Here is a 17,579-nt window from a genome sequence, read left to right as displayed (position 1 = left end):
GGGAGTGTCCGTGGTTCTCGTTACGCTGGGGGAGTGACGGATGCCGAAAAGCCTACTCTCCTCGTCGTCGACGGCCACTCGTTGGCGTACCGGGCGTTCTACGCGCTGCCGGTCGACAACTTCTCGACGAAGGACGGCCAGCACACCAATGGGATCTACGGGTTCCTCTCGATGTTCGTCAACCTCGTGAAGGCCGAGAAGCCGACCCACCTGGCGGTGGCGTTCGACACGTCGCGGCAGTCGTTCCGCACGCGTGAATACACCGAGTACAAGGCCAACCGCAGCGAGTCTCCCGCCGAGTTCAAGGGGCAGATCCCCCTGCTGCAGGAGTGCCTGGTGGCCATGGGCGTCCCGGTGTTGAAGAAAGAGGACTTCGAGGCCGACGACATCCTGGCCACCCTCGCCACCCAGGGCGAGCAGCAGGGCTTCACGGTGCTGGTCTGCTCCGGTGACCGCGACACGATCCAGCTGGTCACCGACGACGTCACACTGCTCTACCCCAACGTGCAGGGCGTGTCGCAGCTGAAGCGCTACGACACGGACGCCGTGATCGAGAAGTACGGCCTGCCGCCGGCCCAGTACCCCGAGATCGCCGCGCTCGTGGGCGAGACGAGCGACAACCTGCCGGGCGTTCCCAAGGTGGGCGAGAAGACCGCGGTCAAGTGGCTCACGCAGTGGGGGTCCCTCGAGGCCCTGCTCGACAACGCCGACAAGATCACCGGCGTCGTCGGCAACAACCTGCGCGAGCACATCGACGGTGTGCGTCGCAACCGCGCGCTCAACCGTCTGCTGCGCGACGTCGAGCTCGAGGTCGGTCCGGGCGACCTGAAGATCAACCCGCTCGACGCCCAGGCCGTGCGCGACATCTTCGCGCGTCTCGAGTTCCGCACGCTCCTTCCCCGGGTGTTCGACGCGCTCGGCGGTGAGGACGGCGTCGTCGAAGAGGCCCGGCCGACCGCCAGCGCACCCGCCGCGGTCCGACTCGACGCCGACGCCCTGGCGGCGTGGGTCGCCGACGCGGACGGCGAGGTGGGCGTCACGGTCAGCCTGTCGGGTGCGACCCCCACGGCGATCGGTCTCGCCACCGCCGACACCGCGGTCGAGGCCGAGTGGACGCCCGCAGTGGCTGAGGCGCTGGCCGGGTGGCTGGCATCCGCTGCCCCCAAGGTGTTCGCCGACGCCAAACCCCAGATCAAGGCGCTCGCGCGCGAGGGTCTGAGGGTGGCCGGTGTGGCCTTCGACGTGATCCTCGCCGGATGGCTCGTGCGCCCGAGCTTCCCCGACAAGACGCTCGGCGACCTGGTCGAACGCTTCCTCGACGAGAAGCTGCCCGTCGCCGACCCCACGCAGCTCGTGCCCGAGACCGAGGGCGCGACCCCCGCGCAGCTGTCCTGGTTCGCCCGGCGCGTCGCCGAGGCGCAGCGCGCCGAGATGCCCGAGAAGGTGGCATCGGTGCTCGACGACATCGAGCTGCCGACGCTCACGGCCCTGGCCGATATGGAGCTGGCCGGCGTCGCCGTCTCGCACGAGAAGCTGTCGGGCTTCTCGGCCGAGCTCGGCGCGCGCGCGGACGCCCTCGCCCGAGACGCCTACGCGGCGATCGGGCACGAGGTGAACCTGGGCTCGCCCAAGCAGCTGCAAGAAGTGCTGTTCGACGAACTGCAGCTCCCCAAGACCCGCAAGACCAAGAGCGGTTACACCACGGATGCCGCGGCCCTCGCCGACCTGCAGGAGAGCACCGACCACCCGTTCCTCGACCTGCTGCTGCGCCACCGCGAGGCGACCAAGCTCAAACAGATCATCGACGCCCTCGACACGGCGGCCGGTTCCGACGGACGCATACACACCACGTACGTGCAGACCGGCAGCCAGACCGGGCGCCTGTCGAGCACCGACCCCAACCTGCAGAACATCCCCATCCGCACCGAAGAGAGCCGTCGCATCCGCGCGGCGTTCGAGGTGGGCGAGGGGTACGAGACGCTCCTGACCGCCGACTACTCGCAGATCGAGATGCGCATCATGGCGCATCTGTCGGGCGACCCGGGACTCATCGAGGCCTTCAACTCGGGCGAGGATCTGCACCGCTTCGTCGGCGCACGCGTCTTCGGCGTCGACCCGCAGGACGTCACCCCCGCGATGCGCACCAAGGTCAAGGCGATGTCGTACGGGCTGGTCTACGGCCTGTCGGCGTTCGGTCTGTCCAAGCAGCTGCGCATCGAGCAGTCCGAGGCGAAGAAGCTGATGCTCGAGTACTTCGCGCGATTCGGCGCCGTGCGGGACTACCTGCGCGGCTCGGTCGAGCAGGCGCGGCAGGACGGCTACACCGAGACGATCTTCGGTCGGCGGCGCCCGTTCCCCGATCTCACGAGCATGAACCGCGTGCTGCGCGAGAACGCCGAGCGCGCCGCGCTGAACGCCCCGATCCAGGGCAGCGCCGCCGACATCATGAAGGTCGCCCTGTTCCGCATCCGCGACGAGCTGTCCGCCTCCGACCTGCGCTCGCGCGTCCTGCTGCAGATCCACGACGAACTGGTCGTCGAGGTGGCGGCGGGGGAGTGGGATGCCGTGGAGCGGATCGTCCGCGCGCGCATGGCCGACGCTGCCGACCTCTCGGTCCCCCTCGACGTGCAGATCGGACGCGGCGGCGACTGGGACGAAGCGGGGCACTGACGGCCGCCGTCGCCGCGCCCTGACGCCGAGCCCCGGGGAGCGGCATCCGCGCCGGCCCGACGCCGAGGCCGGGGAGCGGCATCCGCGCCGGTCCGACGCCGAGCCCCGGGGAGCGGCATCCGCGCCGGTCCGACGCCGAGTCCCCGGGAGCGGAATCCGTGCCCGCCCGACGTGGAACCCCGGGGCGCGGCATCCGCGCCCGCCCGACCGCCTCGTGCTCGACGTGCTGTCACGCCGGAGACCGGCATCCGGAACCGCCCGCGGGGGACGTGCGCGGGCGTCCCGCCTTCCCTAGGCTCGGAGGATGACTGACTCATCCCGCACCCCCACGCCGATCGACACGATCGCCGACGCGTGGGTGGACACCCTGGCCGAGCGCGAGCCGACGCTGGCGACGTATATCGGCCGGTTCGAGCACAACGGTCGTTTCGGCGACTACAGCCCCGAGGGCGCCGACGCCCTGATCGGCGACGCCCGATCCACCAGGGCCGCGCTCGAGGCCGCCGAGCCGGTCGACGAGATCGACACCGTCACCCAGATGGACCTCGTCCGCGAGCTCGACCTCATGATCGAACAGCACGAGGCCCAGACCCACCTGCGCGACCTCAACGTCATCGCCTCCCCGGCGCAGGACATCCGCTCCACCTTCGACCTCATGCCCACCTCGACGGTGGCGGACTGGGCGACGATCGCCGAGCGCATGAAGGCACTGCCCGGGGCCATCGACGGCTACGTCCAGACACTGCGACGCGGCATCGCCGAGGGCGTCGTCCCCGCCCGCCGCCAGGTGAGCGAGGTGGTCACGCAGATCGCCCGCTACACCTCGGACACGGGCTTCTTCGCCGAGTTCGTCGGCGACGCCGCGCCCGACGAGGGGCAGTTGCCGGCATCCCTCGCGCGCGATCTCGCCGAGAACTCCAACGCCGCCCGTCTCGCGTACGACGGACTCGCCGCCTTCCTGTCGGGCGAGCTCGCCCCCGCCGCGGGCGACGTCGACGCCGTCGGTCGCGAGATGTACGCACTGCACTCGCGTCGGTTCCTCGGCGCCGAGATCGACCTCGACGAGACGTACGAGTGGGGTGTGGAAGAACTCGCCCGCATGGTCGCCGAGCAGGAGGCGATCGCGAACGAGATCCTTCCGGGCGCGAGCGTCGAAGAGGCCGTGGCGTTCCTCGAGAAGGACGAGTCGCGCAAGCTGCGCGGCACCGAGGCCCTGCGGGAGTGGATGCAGCGCACCAGCGACAGGGCCGTCGAAGAGCTCGGCCGCACCCACTTCGACATCGCCGAGCCGATCCGTCGCCTCGAGTGCATGATCGCGCCGACGAACGAGGGCGGCATCTACTACACCGGCCCCACCGACGACTTCTCGCGCCCGGGTCGCATGTGGTGGTCGGTGCCCGAGGGCGTGGACACCTTCGACACCTGGCGCGAGCTGACGACGGTGTACCACGAGGGCGTTCCGGGGCATCACCTGCAGATCGCCCAGGCCGTCCACAACCGCGCGGAGCTCAACTCGTGGCGTCGCCTGCTCGCGGGTACCAGCGGCCACGCCGAGGGCTGGGCGCTGTACGCCGAGAGGCTCATGGAGCAGCTCGGCTATCTCGACGACCCGGCGGACCGCCTGGGCATGCTCGACGGCCAGCGCATGCGCGCGGCCCGCGTCGTGCTCGACATCGGCGTGCACCTGCAGAAGCCGCGTCTGGACGGCAGCGGAACGTGGGATCACGACTACGCCCTCGCCTTCATGCTGAAGAACGTCAACATGAGCGAGGAGTTCGTCCGATTCGAGGTGAACCGCTACCTCGGCTGGCCGGGGCAGGCGCCGTCGTACAAGGTCGGTCAGCGCATCTGGGAGCAGGTTCGCGCCGAGGAGCAGGAGCGTCGGGGCGCGGACTTCTCGATGAAGCGGTTCCACACGCGCGCGCTGGACATCGGCGGGGTCGGGCTCGACACGCTGCGCGCGGCACTGGCATCCGCCTGACCTCTCCGAGGGGCGTCGCTGCGGCGGCGCCCCTCGGCGATGCGGGGGAATACCCCGGGCTCGCGTAAAGTTCATTCATCCGAATGCAAGGAGACCCCATGGACGTTCGCACCCTCGAGCTCGGCCTCGACACCTTCGGAGACATCTCGCGCGGCCCCGACGGCTCGATGCTGAGCGATGCCCAGACCATCCGCAACGTCGTCGATCAGGCGGTGCTCGCCGACCAGGTCGGTCTGTCGTTCTTCGGCGTGGGCGAGCATCACCGCAAGGACTTCGCGGTGACCAGCCCCGAGATCGTGCTCGCCGCGGCCGCCGCGCGCACGAAGGACATCCACCTCGGCACCGCCGTCACGGTGCTCTCGAGCGATGACCCCGTTCGCGTCTACGAGCGTTTCGCCACGCTCGACGCCGTCTCGAACGGTCGCGCCGAGGTCATCCTCGGGCGCGGGTCGTTCATCGAGTCGTTCCCGTTGTTCGGCTACGACCTGAGCGACTACGAACAGCTCTTCGAGGAGAAGCTCGAACTGTTCTCGCTGCTGCTGGACGAGAAGCCGGTGACGTGGTCCGGCCGCACCCGCGCCGCCCTGACCGACGCCGACGTCTACCCCAAGACCGAGAACGGCCTGAAGGCCTGGGTCGGTGTGGGCGGCTCGCCCGAATCGGTCGTGCGCACCGCGCGCTACGGCTATGGTCTCGTGCTCGCCATCATCGGCGGCTCCGCGGCCCGCTTCCGTCCCTACGCCGACCTGTACCGCCGCTCGCTCGCCGAGCTCGGCAAGGCGCAGATGCCCATCTCGGTGCACTCGCCCGGCCACGTCGCCGCGACCGACGAGCAGGCGTGGGAAGAAGCGTTCGAGGGCGTCGCCGAGCTCAATAACACGATCGGGCGGGAGCGCGGCTGGCCCGAGTACAACCGCATGCGCTTCCAGCACGATGTGGGTCCCGAGGGGTCGATGTACGTCGGTTCGCCCGAGACGGTGGCCCGGAAGATCGCCGCGACCATGCGGGCGCTCGGCAACACGCGCTTCCAGATGAAGATCGCGAGCGGGTCGATCTCGCACGACCGACTGCTGTCGAGCATCGAGCTGTACGGAACGAAGGTGCGCCCCCTCGTCGAGGAGATGCTCGCCGAGACGCCCGCCGCGGTCGACGCCGCCGGCATCCGGTGACCACGACCACCGACACCGTCCGGGTGTCCGACCGCCTCGACGCCCTGCCGTTCACCCGCCGCCACGGCAAGATCCTCGGCGGATCGGGGATCGGCTGGGCCCTGGACGCCATGGACGTCGGACTCGTGTCGTTCGTCATCGCCGCCCTCAGCGTGCAGTGGCAGCTGGCTCCCGCCGAGGCATCCTGGATCGCCTCCGCGGGATTCGCGGGCATGGCCATCGGCGCGAGCGTGGGCGGGCTGTTGGCCGACCGGTTCGGCCGCCGGCACGTGTTCGCCCTGACGCTGCTGATCTACGGCCTGGCGACCGGGGCGAGTGCGCTCGTGGGTGGCCTCGCGGCCCTGCTCGTGCTGCGGTTCGTCGTCGGCCTCGGGCTCGGCGCCGAACTGCCGGTCGCCTCGACCTACGTCAGCGAATTCGCCCCCGCCCGTATGCGGGGGCGCGTCATCGTGTTCCTCGAGGCGTTCTGGGCGGTGGGGTGGACTGCCGCGGCGGTGATCGGGTACCTCGTGGTGCCCTCGTCGCCGGATGGATGGCGGTGGGCCTTCGCGATCGGAGCCATCCCCGCGGTGTACGCGCTGGTGGTGCGGTGGGCATTGCCCGAGTCGCCGCGGTGGCTCGCGTCGCGCGGGCGCAACGCCGAAGCCGCCGCGATCGTCCGCGACCTCGAGGCCGCCGCCGGGCGCGTGTCGCTGGAGCCGTCGATCGAGGGGGCCGTGGCATCCGCCCCCTCTGGACGACCGCGGATCGCGGCGCTCTGGGCTCCGGCGCTGCGGGCGCGCACCGTGAGCCTGTGGGTGCTGTGGTTCTGCGTGAACTTCTCGTACTACGGGGCCTTCATCTGGATCCCCACGATCCTGGTGAGCCAGGGCTACGACCTCGTGCGCTCGTTCGCGTTCACACTCATCATCACCCTCGCCCAGTTGCCGGGGTACGCCGTCGCCGCGTGGCTGATCGAGGCGTGGGGGCGACGGGCGACGCTGGCGACGTTCCTCGCCGGCTCGGCCGTGTCGGCGGTGCTGTTCGGCACGGCGTCGGGTGAGGCGGGGGTGATCGCGGCGGGGATGGCGCTGTCGTTCTTCAACCTCGGCGCCTGGGGTGCGCTGTACGCCGCGACGCCGGAGGCGTACCCGACCGCACTGCGGGCGACGGGGGCGGGCTGGGCAGCGGGCGTCGGACGCATCGCGTCGATCCTCGCCCCGCTCGCGGTGCCGCCGCTGCTCGGGCTCGGGGGAGCACCGCTGCTCTTCGTGGTGTTCGCCGCGTTCTTCGCCGTGGCGGTCGTGGCGGCGCTGTTCCTGCGGGAGCAGCGCGGCAGGTCGTTGACCTAGCACCTCTATCTGCGCGCGTAGGCTCGAGCCATGGCATCCGTGCGCTACGTCGCGATCGGCGACTCGTTCACCGAGGGAGTCGGCGACGAGCTTCCCGACGGCACCGTCCGAGGCTGGGCCGATCTGGCGGCGCAGGGATGGGCGGATGCCGCGGGCGAGCCGATCGAGTACGCCAATCTCGCGATCCGCGGCAAGCTCATCCATCCGATCGTGCAGGAACAGCTCGAGCCCGCGCTCGCCCTGAAGCCGACGCACCTGTCGTTCAACGGCGGCGGAAACGACATGCTGCGCCCGCGCACGGGCATCGACCGCATCGTCGACCTGTTCGATCACGTCGTGCGCCGCTGCGACGAGGAGGGCGTGCAGCTGATCGTCCTCTCGGGCGCGAACCCGTCGGCGGGGCTTCCGCTCGGAGGGCTCATCGAAGCGCGCGGCGATCGTCTGTCGCACGCGGTCGAGAAGCGCCTGGAGGCCCGCCCCGACGTTCTCACCGCCTACAACTGGTTCGACCGGGAGCTGGCGGGCGGGGAGTTCTGGTCGGTGGATCGCCTGCACATGAACACCCGGGGACACCACCGCGTCGCCGCTCGCGTGATCGAGTCCGTCGGTCTCACCCCGCCCGCGCCGTGGTGGCGCCTGCGCGAGATCCCCGAGACCGAACGCCTGAAGGGCACCGCGTACTACCGCGAGCACGTGGGCCCGTGGGTGCGTCGACGCCTCAGCCGCACCTCGTCCGGCGACGGCCGCGCGGCGAAGTTCGGCGGCGGGTGGGTCGAGCTGACCCCGCACGCCTGAGTCCCCTCGGCACGGACGGACAGGGCGGATGCCGGGCGAGCAGGGGTGGCGGGAGGTACCGGCCGCGGGCGGGTCGGTGTCGGTGTCGACCGTGCAGCCCGTCGCGGTGGTGCGGCGTCCGGGTCGACCGCCGGTGGTGGCATCCTGGCCCGATCTCGACCTCGGCCTGCGCGCCGCCGACTTCTCGCTGCACGGCACCCGCACGGGAGCGTGGGTGGTGTACTCGCCGCGGGAGGCGGAGGTCGAGGACGGGCTCGCGCCGGGGTGGCGTGCGGCCGTCCACATCGGCGCGGAGGGCCGGGTGTCGGCGTGCGTCCGCCTGGAGGCGGCGGTCGTGGCGGGCGCGACGCATCACGGACTGTGGACGCGCCGTGCCCCCGCGCACGCCGATCAGGGGGATTCCACCGCCCCGGCCGAGGATGACGTGCGCGTCGTGCGTCCGGACGGGACCGTCCACGAGATGCACGTCGATCGGCGCCTCGCGTGGGCGTTCGAGGCCGACGGCCGCGTGCACGTCGCGGTGCACACGGGTCCGCCCCGGCTCGTCGAGCAGCCCATGCGCGGCTTCCGCGCGCGGACACCGGACGGGGCGCGGGTGGACACGTCCGGTCCGGGACGCCGCTCGGTTTCCCGGTCGTGGACGCAGCCGACCGCCGCTGTCCCGGTGACCGAGGGCGCGCTTCCCGCCGTCTGGCGGACGCACGAGCAGCAACTCGAGCCGATCGACGACGCGCGGATGATCGCCGTCATGAAAACGGTCGTTCCCCGCTCGCGCGCGGGTGGCCCGGACGACCCGGCCGTGTCATGGAACCCGGTGGAAATGCCCGTCGACGTGCGAGAGGCCTGCGTGACCGCCGTCGTGCAGGAGTTCGCCTTCCTCGCGTCGTTCTGGACGCATCCGTCGGGGCTGACGGCGTCGCTGTCGCCGGGGATGAGCGATCCTCGCGTCGACGTGCGCGGCGAGTGGCCCGATACCCGGGTCGAAGTGACGTTCCGGCACCCGCTCTTCGCCGAGGGTCGCGTCCGGCGAACGCTCCGCGTCTTCGACACCGCGGGTCGGTACGTGCCGCCGGCATACGCCGCGGTGCATCTGTTCGAGGACCTCGCGACACGGGTCCCCGCCGCGCCGTCGGACGGGGTCGACGGCATCCTCGACATCTGAAGACGCGCCGAGGCTCAGCCCGGCACGCACTCCGCGGACAGCGAGAAGTGCAGCAGACCGTCGATGCTCGAGCGGTCCCGTGCCGACAGGAGGACGACCCCGTTCGAACGCAGATCCTCCTGGATCGCCCGGTCGGACGCGTATCCGGCGGCGTCGAAGGCGGCGAGGATCGCGGCGTACGAGGCCGCGTTGTCCGCGGTCGCGAGCGACAGGGCCAGCCCCGTGCTGCCGTCGCACGGCAGGTCGCCGGCGCTCGGCACCGCGACCGGAGCACCGGCGGCATCGGTGATCGGTCCGACGGCCGCGTTCAGAGCGGTCGCCGCCATCGTCGCGACCTCGGCCCGCGTATCGCGCGCGGGTTCTTGCGCGGGCCCCTCACCCGTCTCCGTCGACGGCGGAACCGGGATGTTCGCCGGCGGGACCGGTGCGGCACCCACTTCTCGGCCCCCGGGCACGCCGCACGTCGCGTCAGCGGCATCCACGATGCGGGGGAGGACCGCGTCCGGCTCGCCATCCGCCGTCAACCGCTCGCGGTCGTTGTCGAAGGTGTGCCAGACCTCGACCACCTGATCGTCGTCGACCGCGATGTACGAACCCATCCGGAACGGGGTGTGCCCGTCGTGCGTCGCCAGCGACGCGACCTCTTCGGCGACGAGCCCGTCGGGGCGCAGCACGCGAACGGATGCCGAGAACAGAAAAGCACGCTCCGCGACGACGTAGCCGGTGCGGCATCCGTCCGCCACCAGGGGCGTCACGGTTCCCCCCGCCGACAGCAGTGCCGCGAACAGCGCCCCCAGGACCGCCACGGTCGCACCGAGCCGCAGGGGGACGAACAGCGCCAGCCACCATCCAGGCGCCCGAACGGCGAGGACCAGCACGAGGATCGACACCGAGGCCGCGACCACGCTCGCGACCGCGAGCGCGACGGCATCCCATCCGCCGACCAGGACCTCGCGCGTCCCGGCGGTCTGCAAGGGGACCACGTACACGAGCCCTAGGATGCCGAGCGAGACCGTCAGTACCGCGACCGCGGCGAGCAGCACCCGGGGGCGGGTGACGTGCGGCGTCGAGCGGGCCGGCGCGGCGGCGAGGTCATCGGTCACCTCGTCACACTGGCAGTCGCACCTGAGCAAGACCCACACACCGTACGCATGGTTCGCGGGAGCACAATGGGCCCATGACCCTCGCGCTCGTCACCGGAACCTCCAGCGGCATCGGCCTGCACACGGCCCTCGGACTCGCCCGGCGGGGGGTGACGGTCATCGCGACGGTGCGCAACGCCACTCGCGCCGACGCTCTGCGCGCGGCAGCCGACGAGGCCGGGGTCGACCTGGACATCCGGTCGCTCGAGGTGACGGATGCCACGGCGGCGGCCGCTCTGATCGCCGACGTCGGCCCGATCGACATCCTCGTCAACAACGCCGGCCGTGGCGCGGTGGGCACGCTGGAGCAGCTCAGCGACGCCGACCTGCAGGAGCAGCTCGAGACGAACTACCTCTCGGTCGCCCGCTTGACCCGCCTCGTGCTTCCGGGCATGCGGGAGCGGGGGAGCGGGCGCATCGTCACCGTGACGAGCGTCGGGGGCGCCGTCGGCCAGCCGTTCGCCGACGCGTATTGCGCGGCGAAGTTCGCCGTCGAGGGGCTGATGCAGTCCCTCGCCCCGGTGGTCGCGCCGTTCGGTGTCGACATCGCGATCGTCGAGCCCGCGGCCGTCGCGTCGTCGTTCACCGATTCGGTGCACCGCGCGCCCGCGGGCCCGTATGCGGTGCAGCAGCAGGCCTACTTGGATCGGACGGCGACCTCGTTCGCGTCGGCGCAGTCGGCGCAGGATGCCGCGGCCACCGTGATCCAGGCGGCGATCACCGCCGAGCCGAGGTTCCGGTGGCAGACGTCCGAGGCCGCGGTCCGCTTCGCGGGGCTCTCGCTGAGCGATCTGGACGGATCGCGCGTGCTGGGCGTGACGTCGGGGTGGGTGAAGCCGGGGGAGTGACCGGCCGGACGGGCGGCGGCGTGTCAGCGCCCGTTGACCCCTCCTCCCGGAACGGCTTCGGAGATGATCGCGCGATGCAGTCGTTCGGTGGCGACCTTGAGCGTCTTCGCCCACCCGATGACGGTGCCGCGATGCTCGACCCGATAGCGGGGCCCGGCTTCGGTGCGACGCAGCTCGATGGTGCCGGCGATCACGTGACGCGCGTCGCGCATGACCCAGTGCGCGGGCGGTTCTTCACGCGCGAGGAGCTGGGGATGCCAGCGGGGGCCTTCGACGTCCATACCCCTCAGTATCGAACACATGTTCGAAACGCGCAATCCTTCGCGTGCCCAACGAGGCGGCGCGTCACCGCCGGTCCCGATCGCGCGTCGGACCCGCGCATCACCGCCGATTCCGGCTGCGGGTCGCACCAGGGCGGCCGGGCCGGAGTGCCACGCCGCAGATGAGCAGCGAGAACGGACCGATCACGCCGATCACCACGGCGAGGAGGATGTTGCCGGTGAGCCGGCCGACGAACACGGCGGTCGGGACGTCGACGACCAGAATCCCGACGACGATGAGGATGACGCCGACTCTTCCCACGTCAGAAGTGTCCCAGGGTGGCGGGAGAGCGTCTACCGGGCGGCGCGTCCACCACAAGCTGACATAATGTGCATTATCGGCTAGCGAGCTACCCGGGTTCGCTCCAGGTCCGCGCCGCACGACTCGACACTCAGCGAGCTCATCAAACCTGCCGCGGTCACCATCGCCGAGGAAGCAATCGCCGAGTGACGCGGGCAGGTCGGCTCCGCCGGATAGACGTGGGCGCACGAACGCCCGCACTCGTGGGAGCCGACAGCTCCGGGCGCAGACCATCCGCCGGTTGCCCTGGCCGTCTCGTTCGATACACTCGAAATGTGCATTTGTACTTCCTGTGACGACTGAGTAGGACCTGCTGCGCTCGTTGAGTCATCCGAGCCTGCGGCGGCCACCCAGCCTCGACCCCCACGGGTCCACCGTCATTCTGCGCACCCTCGCACGCCTCTTACCGTGCGGTGCGTCGTTTCCGAAGGATACGAATGCTCTCCCTCAGCACCCATTCACCAGCGCGCCATCGCGCGCAGCTCATCGCTTGCGACGTCTCCTTGACGCGCGGAGCCACCCCCGTCCTCACGCACGTCGACCTCACGGTGACGCCCACCTCGCGCGTAGCGATCGTGGGCGAGAACGGCCGGGGGAAGTCGACGCTCCTGCACGTCCTCAGCGGCGCTCTGACCCCGGACAGCGGAACAGTGCAGCGGCTCGGAACCCTCGGTATAGCCGAACAAGAGATGCCGACCGGCGGCAACCGCACAGTGGGCCAGGCGGTCGCGGAGGCGATCGCGCAGCCGCTCGCCGCCGTCACGGCCCTCGACGCGGCCGCGGAGTCACTCGCGGCAGGCGTCGCCGGCGCCGAAGAACGTTACGCAGCCGCATTGGAGCACGCGGAAATCCTCGATGCGTGGGATGCCGAACGGAGGGTGCAGATCGCGATGGAAGGGCTCGACGCCGAAACGGAGTTCTCCCGCCGCCTGGACGACCTCTCCGTCGGGCAGCGTTATCGAGTGCGTCTGGCGTGCCTGCTCGGTGGCGACGACGATTTCCTGCTGCTCGACGAACCCACGAACCACCTCGATCGAAGCGGCCTCGAGTTTCTATCCGCGAAACTGCGGTCCCGAAACGGCGGCGTCGTGGTCGTGACGCACGATCGCGCGCTGCTCTCCGACGTCGCGGAATCGATCGTCGACCTCGACCCGACTGCCGATGGCCGTGTGCGCATATACGGAAACGGGTACGCCGGGTACCGGGAGGGCCGACGCGCGGAGCGCGAACGGTGGGAGCAAGAGTTCGAGCGACAGCAGAGTGAGCACGCGCGACTGCAGGACAGCCTCAGCTCGGCGCAGAACCGCCTCGTTGCAGGCTGGCGGCCCGAGAAGGGCACGAACAAGCACGGGCGGGCCACGCGGGCCGGCGGGCTGGTGCAGAGCGTGCACCGACGTCAGGACCAGCTCGAAGCGTATGCAGTGACCGTTCCTGAGCCGCCGCAGGTCTTCCGCTTCCCTGATCTTGCGACTCGAAGGGGCGCAGTGCTGTTGAGTGTGGACGAGGTGACCGTGGCCGGCAGGCTGCCCCACCCGGTGACGTTCTCGCTGTCTCACCGCGGGCGTCTGGTCGTGACCGGACCCAACGGGGCCGGAAAGTCCACGCTGTTGAGCGTCGCAGCGGGTGATCTCGACACCGACACCGGCGTCGTTCGACGTCCTCAGAATGTCCGGCTGGGGTTCCTCCGTCAAGAGACGGCGCTGCCGTCGGATTGCCGCGCGAGCGAGGTGTACGCGACTCACGTCGACGCACTCCAATCATCCGGCACCATCCCGCCCGGTGAGGTGGTCGGGCTATCGCAGCTCGGGCTCCTCCGCGCGCGCGAATCGAGCAGGCGGATAGGTGAACTGTCGATGGGTCAGCGACGACGCCTCGACCTTGCCATGGTGCTCGCAGCCAAGCCGCACGTGCTCCTGCTCGATGAACCGACCAACCATCTCTCCATTGCACTCGTCGACGAGCTGACCGACGCGCTCGACGCCACGCACGCTGCCGTGATCGTGTCCACTCACGACAGGCAGCTCCTGCGCGATGTCGATGCGTGGCCCGTATTGCGACTGGCAGCAACGACCGAGAGCGAGACGCTGGCATGAGCCGCAACACTCGCCACCGCTTCGTCGCGGTCGGCCGCCACGGGATCCGTCGCGATGATCCGGGCCGCTCCGAGGGCCCACTTCTCGGCGAACCCCCAAGCCGCGTCGGAGGCGGCCGCGTTGCACCGCTACGCTCGAACCGATGACTCCCCCGTGCGCCCCCTCGCGAAAGCTCGGCGCGTGAGCGGGATCTTCACCGGTTTCGCCGTCGTCGGCCTCGCCGTCGTGGTCGGCTATGTCATCGCCCGCATCGACCTGCTGGGTCCCCACGCACGGCACGTCCTCAGTCGGCTCACCTTCTACGTGTTGTCACCGTTCCTGCTGTTCACCGTCCTCGCCGAGGCGGACGTGGCGACGCTCTTCTCGGCACTGCTGCCCGTGTCGATGATCACCGCCGCGGTCATCATCGGCGCATATGCGTTGGTCTCGGGGCTGATCCTGCGGCGCCCGGTCGGCGAAACGGTCATCGGCGCATTGTCGGCCGGGCAGGTCAACAGCAACAACATCGGCATCCCGATCTCTCTGTACATGCTGGGCAACGCGGCGTTCTCGGCCCCCGTGATCCTGTTCCAGCTGCTGGTGCTCATGCCCGTCGCGTTGACGATCCTGGATGCCGCGACCTCGGGATCGCGCAACATCGGGCGCATCCTGCTGCAGACGGCGAAGAACCCCATGCTGATCGGGTCGGCGCTCGGGGTGGCCGTCGCTCTGCTCGACGTCGACCTTCCGCCGATCGTCTTCGACCCGCTCCTGCTGATCGCCGGAGCCTGCGTGCCGGTGCTGCTGATGTCCTACGGCATGTCGCTGTACGGCCAGCGCGTCCTCACCGAGCCGGGCCGTCGCCTCGACGTCGTGATCGCATCGGTGCTGAAGCTGTTGGTCATGCCGGCGCTCGCCTTCGGGATCTCGACGCTCTTCGCGCTGCCGGCGGATCAGGTGTTCGTCGTCGTCGTGCTGGCGGCGCTGCCGACCGCGCAGAACGTGTTCAATTTCGCTCAGCGGTACGGCGTGGGCGAGATCCTCTCGCGCGACGTGGTCTTCATCTCGACCGTGGGGTGCCTGCCCGTGCTCTTCGCGGTGGCGCTGATCGTGCCCCACTCCCCCGCGTGACGCATCGCCGCGGTGTGTCTGCGGACGCCTCGGGTTCGGGTCTAGGGTGAGGGCTGTTCCCAGCGATCACACAGAAAGGCTCGCCATGTCGTCCTCGTCCACGACGAACCCCGCCGTCGGAGCCCTGCGCACCGCGCTCGGCATCAGCGGGGCCCTCTCGCTCGTCATCGGTCTGCTCATCCTGATCTGGCCCGGCCGCACCGCTCAGGTCGCTGTCGGCATCATCGCCGTCTACGTCATCATCGCGGGGCTGGTCAACATCGGCATCGGCCTGTTCTGGCGTTCCGGCTGGGCCCGCATCGGTCACATCGTCCTCGGCGTCCTCTTCATCGTCGCCGGGATCTTCTCGTTCGCGAACCTCCCCGCCACCGCCGCGTGGCTCGGTGTGTTCATCGGCACACTCGTCGGCATCCTGTGGATCATCGAGGGCGTGGTCTCGCTCACCACCGTCGGCCACGGATCGAAGGCCCGCGCCTGGACGATCTTCTTCGCGATCGTCAGTATCGTCGCCGGCGTCGTCCTGCTGTTCTCGCCGCTCCTGGGGGCGGTGACGCTGTTCCTGCTGATCGGCTTCTCGCTGATCGTGCTCGGCGTCTTCCAGATCGTGCGGGCGATCCAGTTCGGCAAAGCGGCGTGACCGCGGCGGAAGAGGGGCCGGATGCCGTGGCATCCGGCCCCTCTTCTCGTCACCCGGTCGGCAGGTACCGCGCCCACCAGTCGAGCACCGCGTCGAAGCGCTGCACCCGATGCTGGGGGCGGCCCGCACGGGTGAGCTCGTGGTCCTCACCGGGGAAGATGAGCATCTCGGCGTCGACGCCGTTGCGTTTGAGCGCCGAGTAGTAGCGCGTCGCCTGCTCGAGCGGACAGCGGAAGTCCAGCTCGGAGTGCAGCACGAGCGTGGGCGTCCGGACCCGGTCGACCACGGCCATCGGGCTCTGCGCGGCCGCGCGCGCGGGATCGGTGCCGACGTACTCGTCGCCGAAGAACGAGCCGATGTCGCTCGTGCCCGAGAAGGTCAGCGGGTCGAGGAAGCCGCGTTCCACGATCGCGCCCGCGAAGCGATGGTCGTGCGCGATCACCCACGCCGTCAGGTACCCACCGTACGACCCGCCCATCACGCCCGCCCGCGCCCCGTCGAGGCGGGGGTCGGCGTCGACGACGCCGTCGAAGAAGTCCATGACGTCGAAGAAGTCGAGCGTCCCCATGCGGTGTCGGATCGCCCGCCCGTGCGCGCGACCGTATCCCGCGCTGCCGCGGGGATTGGCGTAGACCACCGCGTAACCGGCATCCACGAGCACCTGGGTCTCGTCGAAGAGGTGCACCCCGTACGAGGCGTAGGGACCGCCGTGGATCTGGAGGATCACCGGGAAGGGACCCTCGCCGGCGGGCGCGGCGACCCACCCGTGCACGGGAGAGCCGTCTCGCCCCGCCACCTCGCGCTCGACCGGGACGACGATCCCCCGCGCGCGGGCGGCCGCACCGAACGCGGTCAGCGCCCGCACCTCCCGGCCCTCCACCAGCACCAGTTCGCCGAAGGACTCGGGAGAGGCGACGGATGCCACGACCCGCCCCTTCGCCGCGGCGTGCCCGCCGACCTCGAGGTCGCCGCCCAGCACCTCGCTCACGGACCCGTCGCGCGTGACGCTCAGCAACCGGACCCGACCGCGGGTGCGGTCCTGCACGAGGGCCTTGTCGCCGTCGAACGACACGTGACTGCCGACCTCGCCCAGATCGATGGTCTCGGGGTCGGTGAGGGGACGAGGGATGCCGTCCTCCACGATGGACAGCGCCACTCCCGGGGCGACGAAATCGATGCCGCCGTCCCCCACGTCGTGCGCCAGCACGAAGACGGCGCCGTCCGGGGCGACCTCCACCTCGGCGATCGACAGGTTCGCCGACGCACCGAGGATCTCGCGCTGCGCGGCCCCGTCGACGCCGATCGCGATCACGCGGTCCCTCAGATCGCGGCGGTCGGCCTCGACGACGTCGGGGACGCTGAGGATCTCGGTGCCGTCCGCGCTCCACGTCACGCCGCTCCAGCTCGCACCCTCGGCGGTGAGCCGGGTCGGCTCCGCCGGAACGACCCGCTCCTCCCCGGCCTCGGCAGCGGGTGCGGGCGGGTAGAACGGCTCGGCGTCCATCGCGGGCGCGGTCACCACGAACACGTGGGCGGGGCGGTCGAGGAAGCCCGCTCCGTTCGCGTGCCAACGGATGCCGGTGATGCGTCGCGGCGGCTCGGCTGCGGCATCCCGCCCCTCCACCGTGCCGTAGCGACCGGGCTCGGGCACGCGGGCCGCGAACGCCAGCCGCGTTCCGTCGGGCGACCACGAGTGCTGCGTCACTCCCCCGGGCTGGTCGCTCACCGGAACGGGCTCACCGCCGGCCGCGGCGACGACGAACAGCTGCGTACGACCCTTCGCGTCCTCGCGGAGGAAGGCGATGGTCGCGTCGTCGGGAGACAGCCGGGGCGCGCGATCGGCGACCCCCCGGGTCAGGCGACGCGGCCGACCGGTCGGCAGGTCTACCCGCCACAGCTGGCCCACCGCGCGATCGGCGCCGAGGTCCGGCCGCGACGACGCGAAGACCGCGAACGCCGCGTCGGACGAGATCGTGGGCCGACCGACCCCGATCAGAGCCTCGATGTCGGTCGGCCGCAT

At 70.6% G+C, this 17,579-nt stretch carries 14 protein-coding genes; 10 read left to right on the top strand and 4 right to left on the bottom strand.

Annotated elements, in window-relative coordinates; all coding sequences use genetic code 11:
• Window positions 1–33: 33 nt before the first annotated feature.
• The 6 genes from polA to ACIPVB_RS11845 all read left to right on the top strand — a co-directional run bounded on the left by polA (window position 34) and on the right by ACIPVB_RS11845 (window position 9,108).
• Window positions 34–2,670 (top strand): DNA polymerase I, encoded by a 2,637-nt coding sequence (polA, locus tag ACIPVB_RS11870; RefSeq protein WP_400369156.1) that lies wholly within the window; start codon window positions 34–36, stop codon window positions 2,668–2,670.
• A 304-nt stretch (window positions 2,671–2,974) separates the two neighbouring features.
• Entirely contained in the window at window positions 2,975–4,651 is a 1,677-nt protein-coding gene (locus ACIPVB_RS11865; RefSeq protein WP_400369155.1) for a DUF885 domain-containing protein, read from the top strand.
• Window positions 4,652–4,749: 98 nt separating this feature from the next.
• On the top strand, window positions 4,750–5,820 hold the full coding sequence (locus ACIPVB_RS11860; RefSeq protein WP_400369153.1) for an LLM class flavin-dependent oxidoreductase: 1,071 nt from the start codon (window positions 4,750–4,752) through the stop codon (window positions 5,818–5,820).
• A complete protein-coding gene (locus ACIPVB_RS11855; protein ID WP_400369151.1) occupies window positions 5,817–7,151 on the top strand; it encodes an MFS transporter in 1,335 nt (444 codons plus the stop codon). The genes ACIPVB_RS11860 and ACIPVB_RS11855 overlap by 4 nt, the downstream gene beginning before the upstream one ends.
• 30 nt (window positions 7,152–7,181) lie before the next feature.
• The gene (locus ACIPVB_RS11850) at window positions 7,182–7,946 is read left to right on the top strand and encodes an SGNH/GDSL hydrolase family protein (protein ID WP_400369150.1); all 765 of its coding nucleotides are present in this window, start codon (window positions 7,182–7,184) and stop codon (window positions 7,944–7,946) included.
• Between the two features lie 28 nt (window positions 7,947–7,974).
• Window positions 7,975–9,108 carry a hypothetical protein gene (locus ACIPVB_RS11845; protein WP_400369149.1) on the top strand — a complete coding sequence of 378 codons (1,134 nt, stop codon included), beginning with the start codon at window positions 7,975–7,977 and terminating at the stop codon, window positions 9,106–9,108.
• Between the two features lie 14 nt (window positions 9,109–9,122).
• Here ACIPVB_RS11845 and ACIPVB_RS11840 read toward each other — a convergent pair whose 3' ends face one another.
• Window positions 9,123–10,211 carry a hypothetical protein gene (locus ACIPVB_RS11840; protein WP_400369148.1) on the bottom strand — a complete coding sequence of 363 codons (1,089 nt, stop codon included), beginning with the start codon at window positions 10,209–10,211 and terminating at the stop codon, window positions 9,123–9,125.
• Window positions 10,212–10,285: 74 nt separating this feature from the next.
• Here ACIPVB_RS11840 and ACIPVB_RS11835 point away from each other — a divergent pair, with 74 nt between their 5' ends.
• On the top strand, window positions 10,286–11,098 hold the full coding sequence (locus ACIPVB_RS11835; protein ID WP_400369147.1) for an SDR family NAD(P)-dependent oxidoreductase: 813 nt from the start codon (window positions 10,286–10,288) through the stop codon (window positions 11,096–11,098).
• A 23-nt stretch (window positions 11,099–11,121) separates the two neighbouring features.
• Here ACIPVB_RS11835 and ACIPVB_RS11830 read toward each other — a convergent pair whose 3' ends face one another.
• The gene (locus ACIPVB_RS11830) at window positions 11,122–11,379 is read right to left on the bottom strand and encodes a hypothetical protein (protein ID WP_400369146.1); all 258 of its coding nucleotides are present in this window, start codon (window positions 11,377–11,379) and stop codon (window positions 11,122–11,124) included.
• Window positions 11,380–11,479: 100 nt separating this feature from the next.
• Window positions 11,480–11,680 (bottom strand): hypothetical protein, encoded by a 201-nt coding sequence (locus ACIPVB_RS11825; RefSeq protein ID WP_400369144.1) that lies wholly within the window; start codon window positions 11,678–11,680, stop codon window positions 11,480–11,482.
• Window positions 11,681–12,156: 476 nt separating this feature from the next.
• Here ACIPVB_RS11825 and ACIPVB_RS11820 point away from each other — a divergent pair, with 476 nt between their 5' ends.
• From ACIPVB_RS11820 to ACIPVB_RS11810, 3 genes are all read left to right on the top strand, one after another.
• Complete coding sequence (locus tag ACIPVB_RS11820) at window positions 12,157–13,812, top strand: ABC-F family ATP-binding cassette domain-containing protein (RefSeq protein WP_400369142.1); 1,656 nt, start codon at window positions 12,157–12,159, stop codon at window positions 13,810–13,812.
• Between the two features lie 180 nt (window positions 13,813–13,992).
• Complete coding sequence (locus ACIPVB_RS11815) at window positions 13,993–14,922, top strand: AEC family transporter (RefSeq protein WP_400369140.1); 930 nt, start codon at window positions 13,993–13,995, stop codon at window positions 14,920–14,922.
• Between the two features lie 85 nt (window positions 14,923–15,007).
• Entirely contained in the window at window positions 15,008–15,559 is a 552-nt protein-coding gene (locus ACIPVB_RS11810; RefSeq protein ID WP_400369138.1) for an HdeD family acid-resistance protein, read from the top strand.
• Between the two features lie 49 nt (window positions 15,560–15,608).
• Here ACIPVB_RS11810 and ACIPVB_RS11805 read toward each other — a convergent pair whose 3' ends face one another.
• The gene (locus tag ACIPVB_RS11805; RefSeq protein WP_400369136.1) at window positions 15,609–17,579 is read right to left on the bottom strand and encodes a prolyl oligopeptidase family serine peptidase; all 1,971 of its coding nucleotides are present in this window, start codon (window positions 17,577–17,579) and stop codon (window positions 15,609–15,611) included.

The organism is Microbacterium sp. NPDC090007 (assembly GCF_044748345.1).
Taxonomy (GTDB): domain Bacteria; phylum Actinomycetota; class Actinomycetes; order Actinomycetales; family Microbacteriaceae; genus Microbacterium.
The sequence above is the reverse complement of the archived record's forward strand: the minus strand, read 5'-3'. Positions and strand labels throughout refer to the sequence as shown.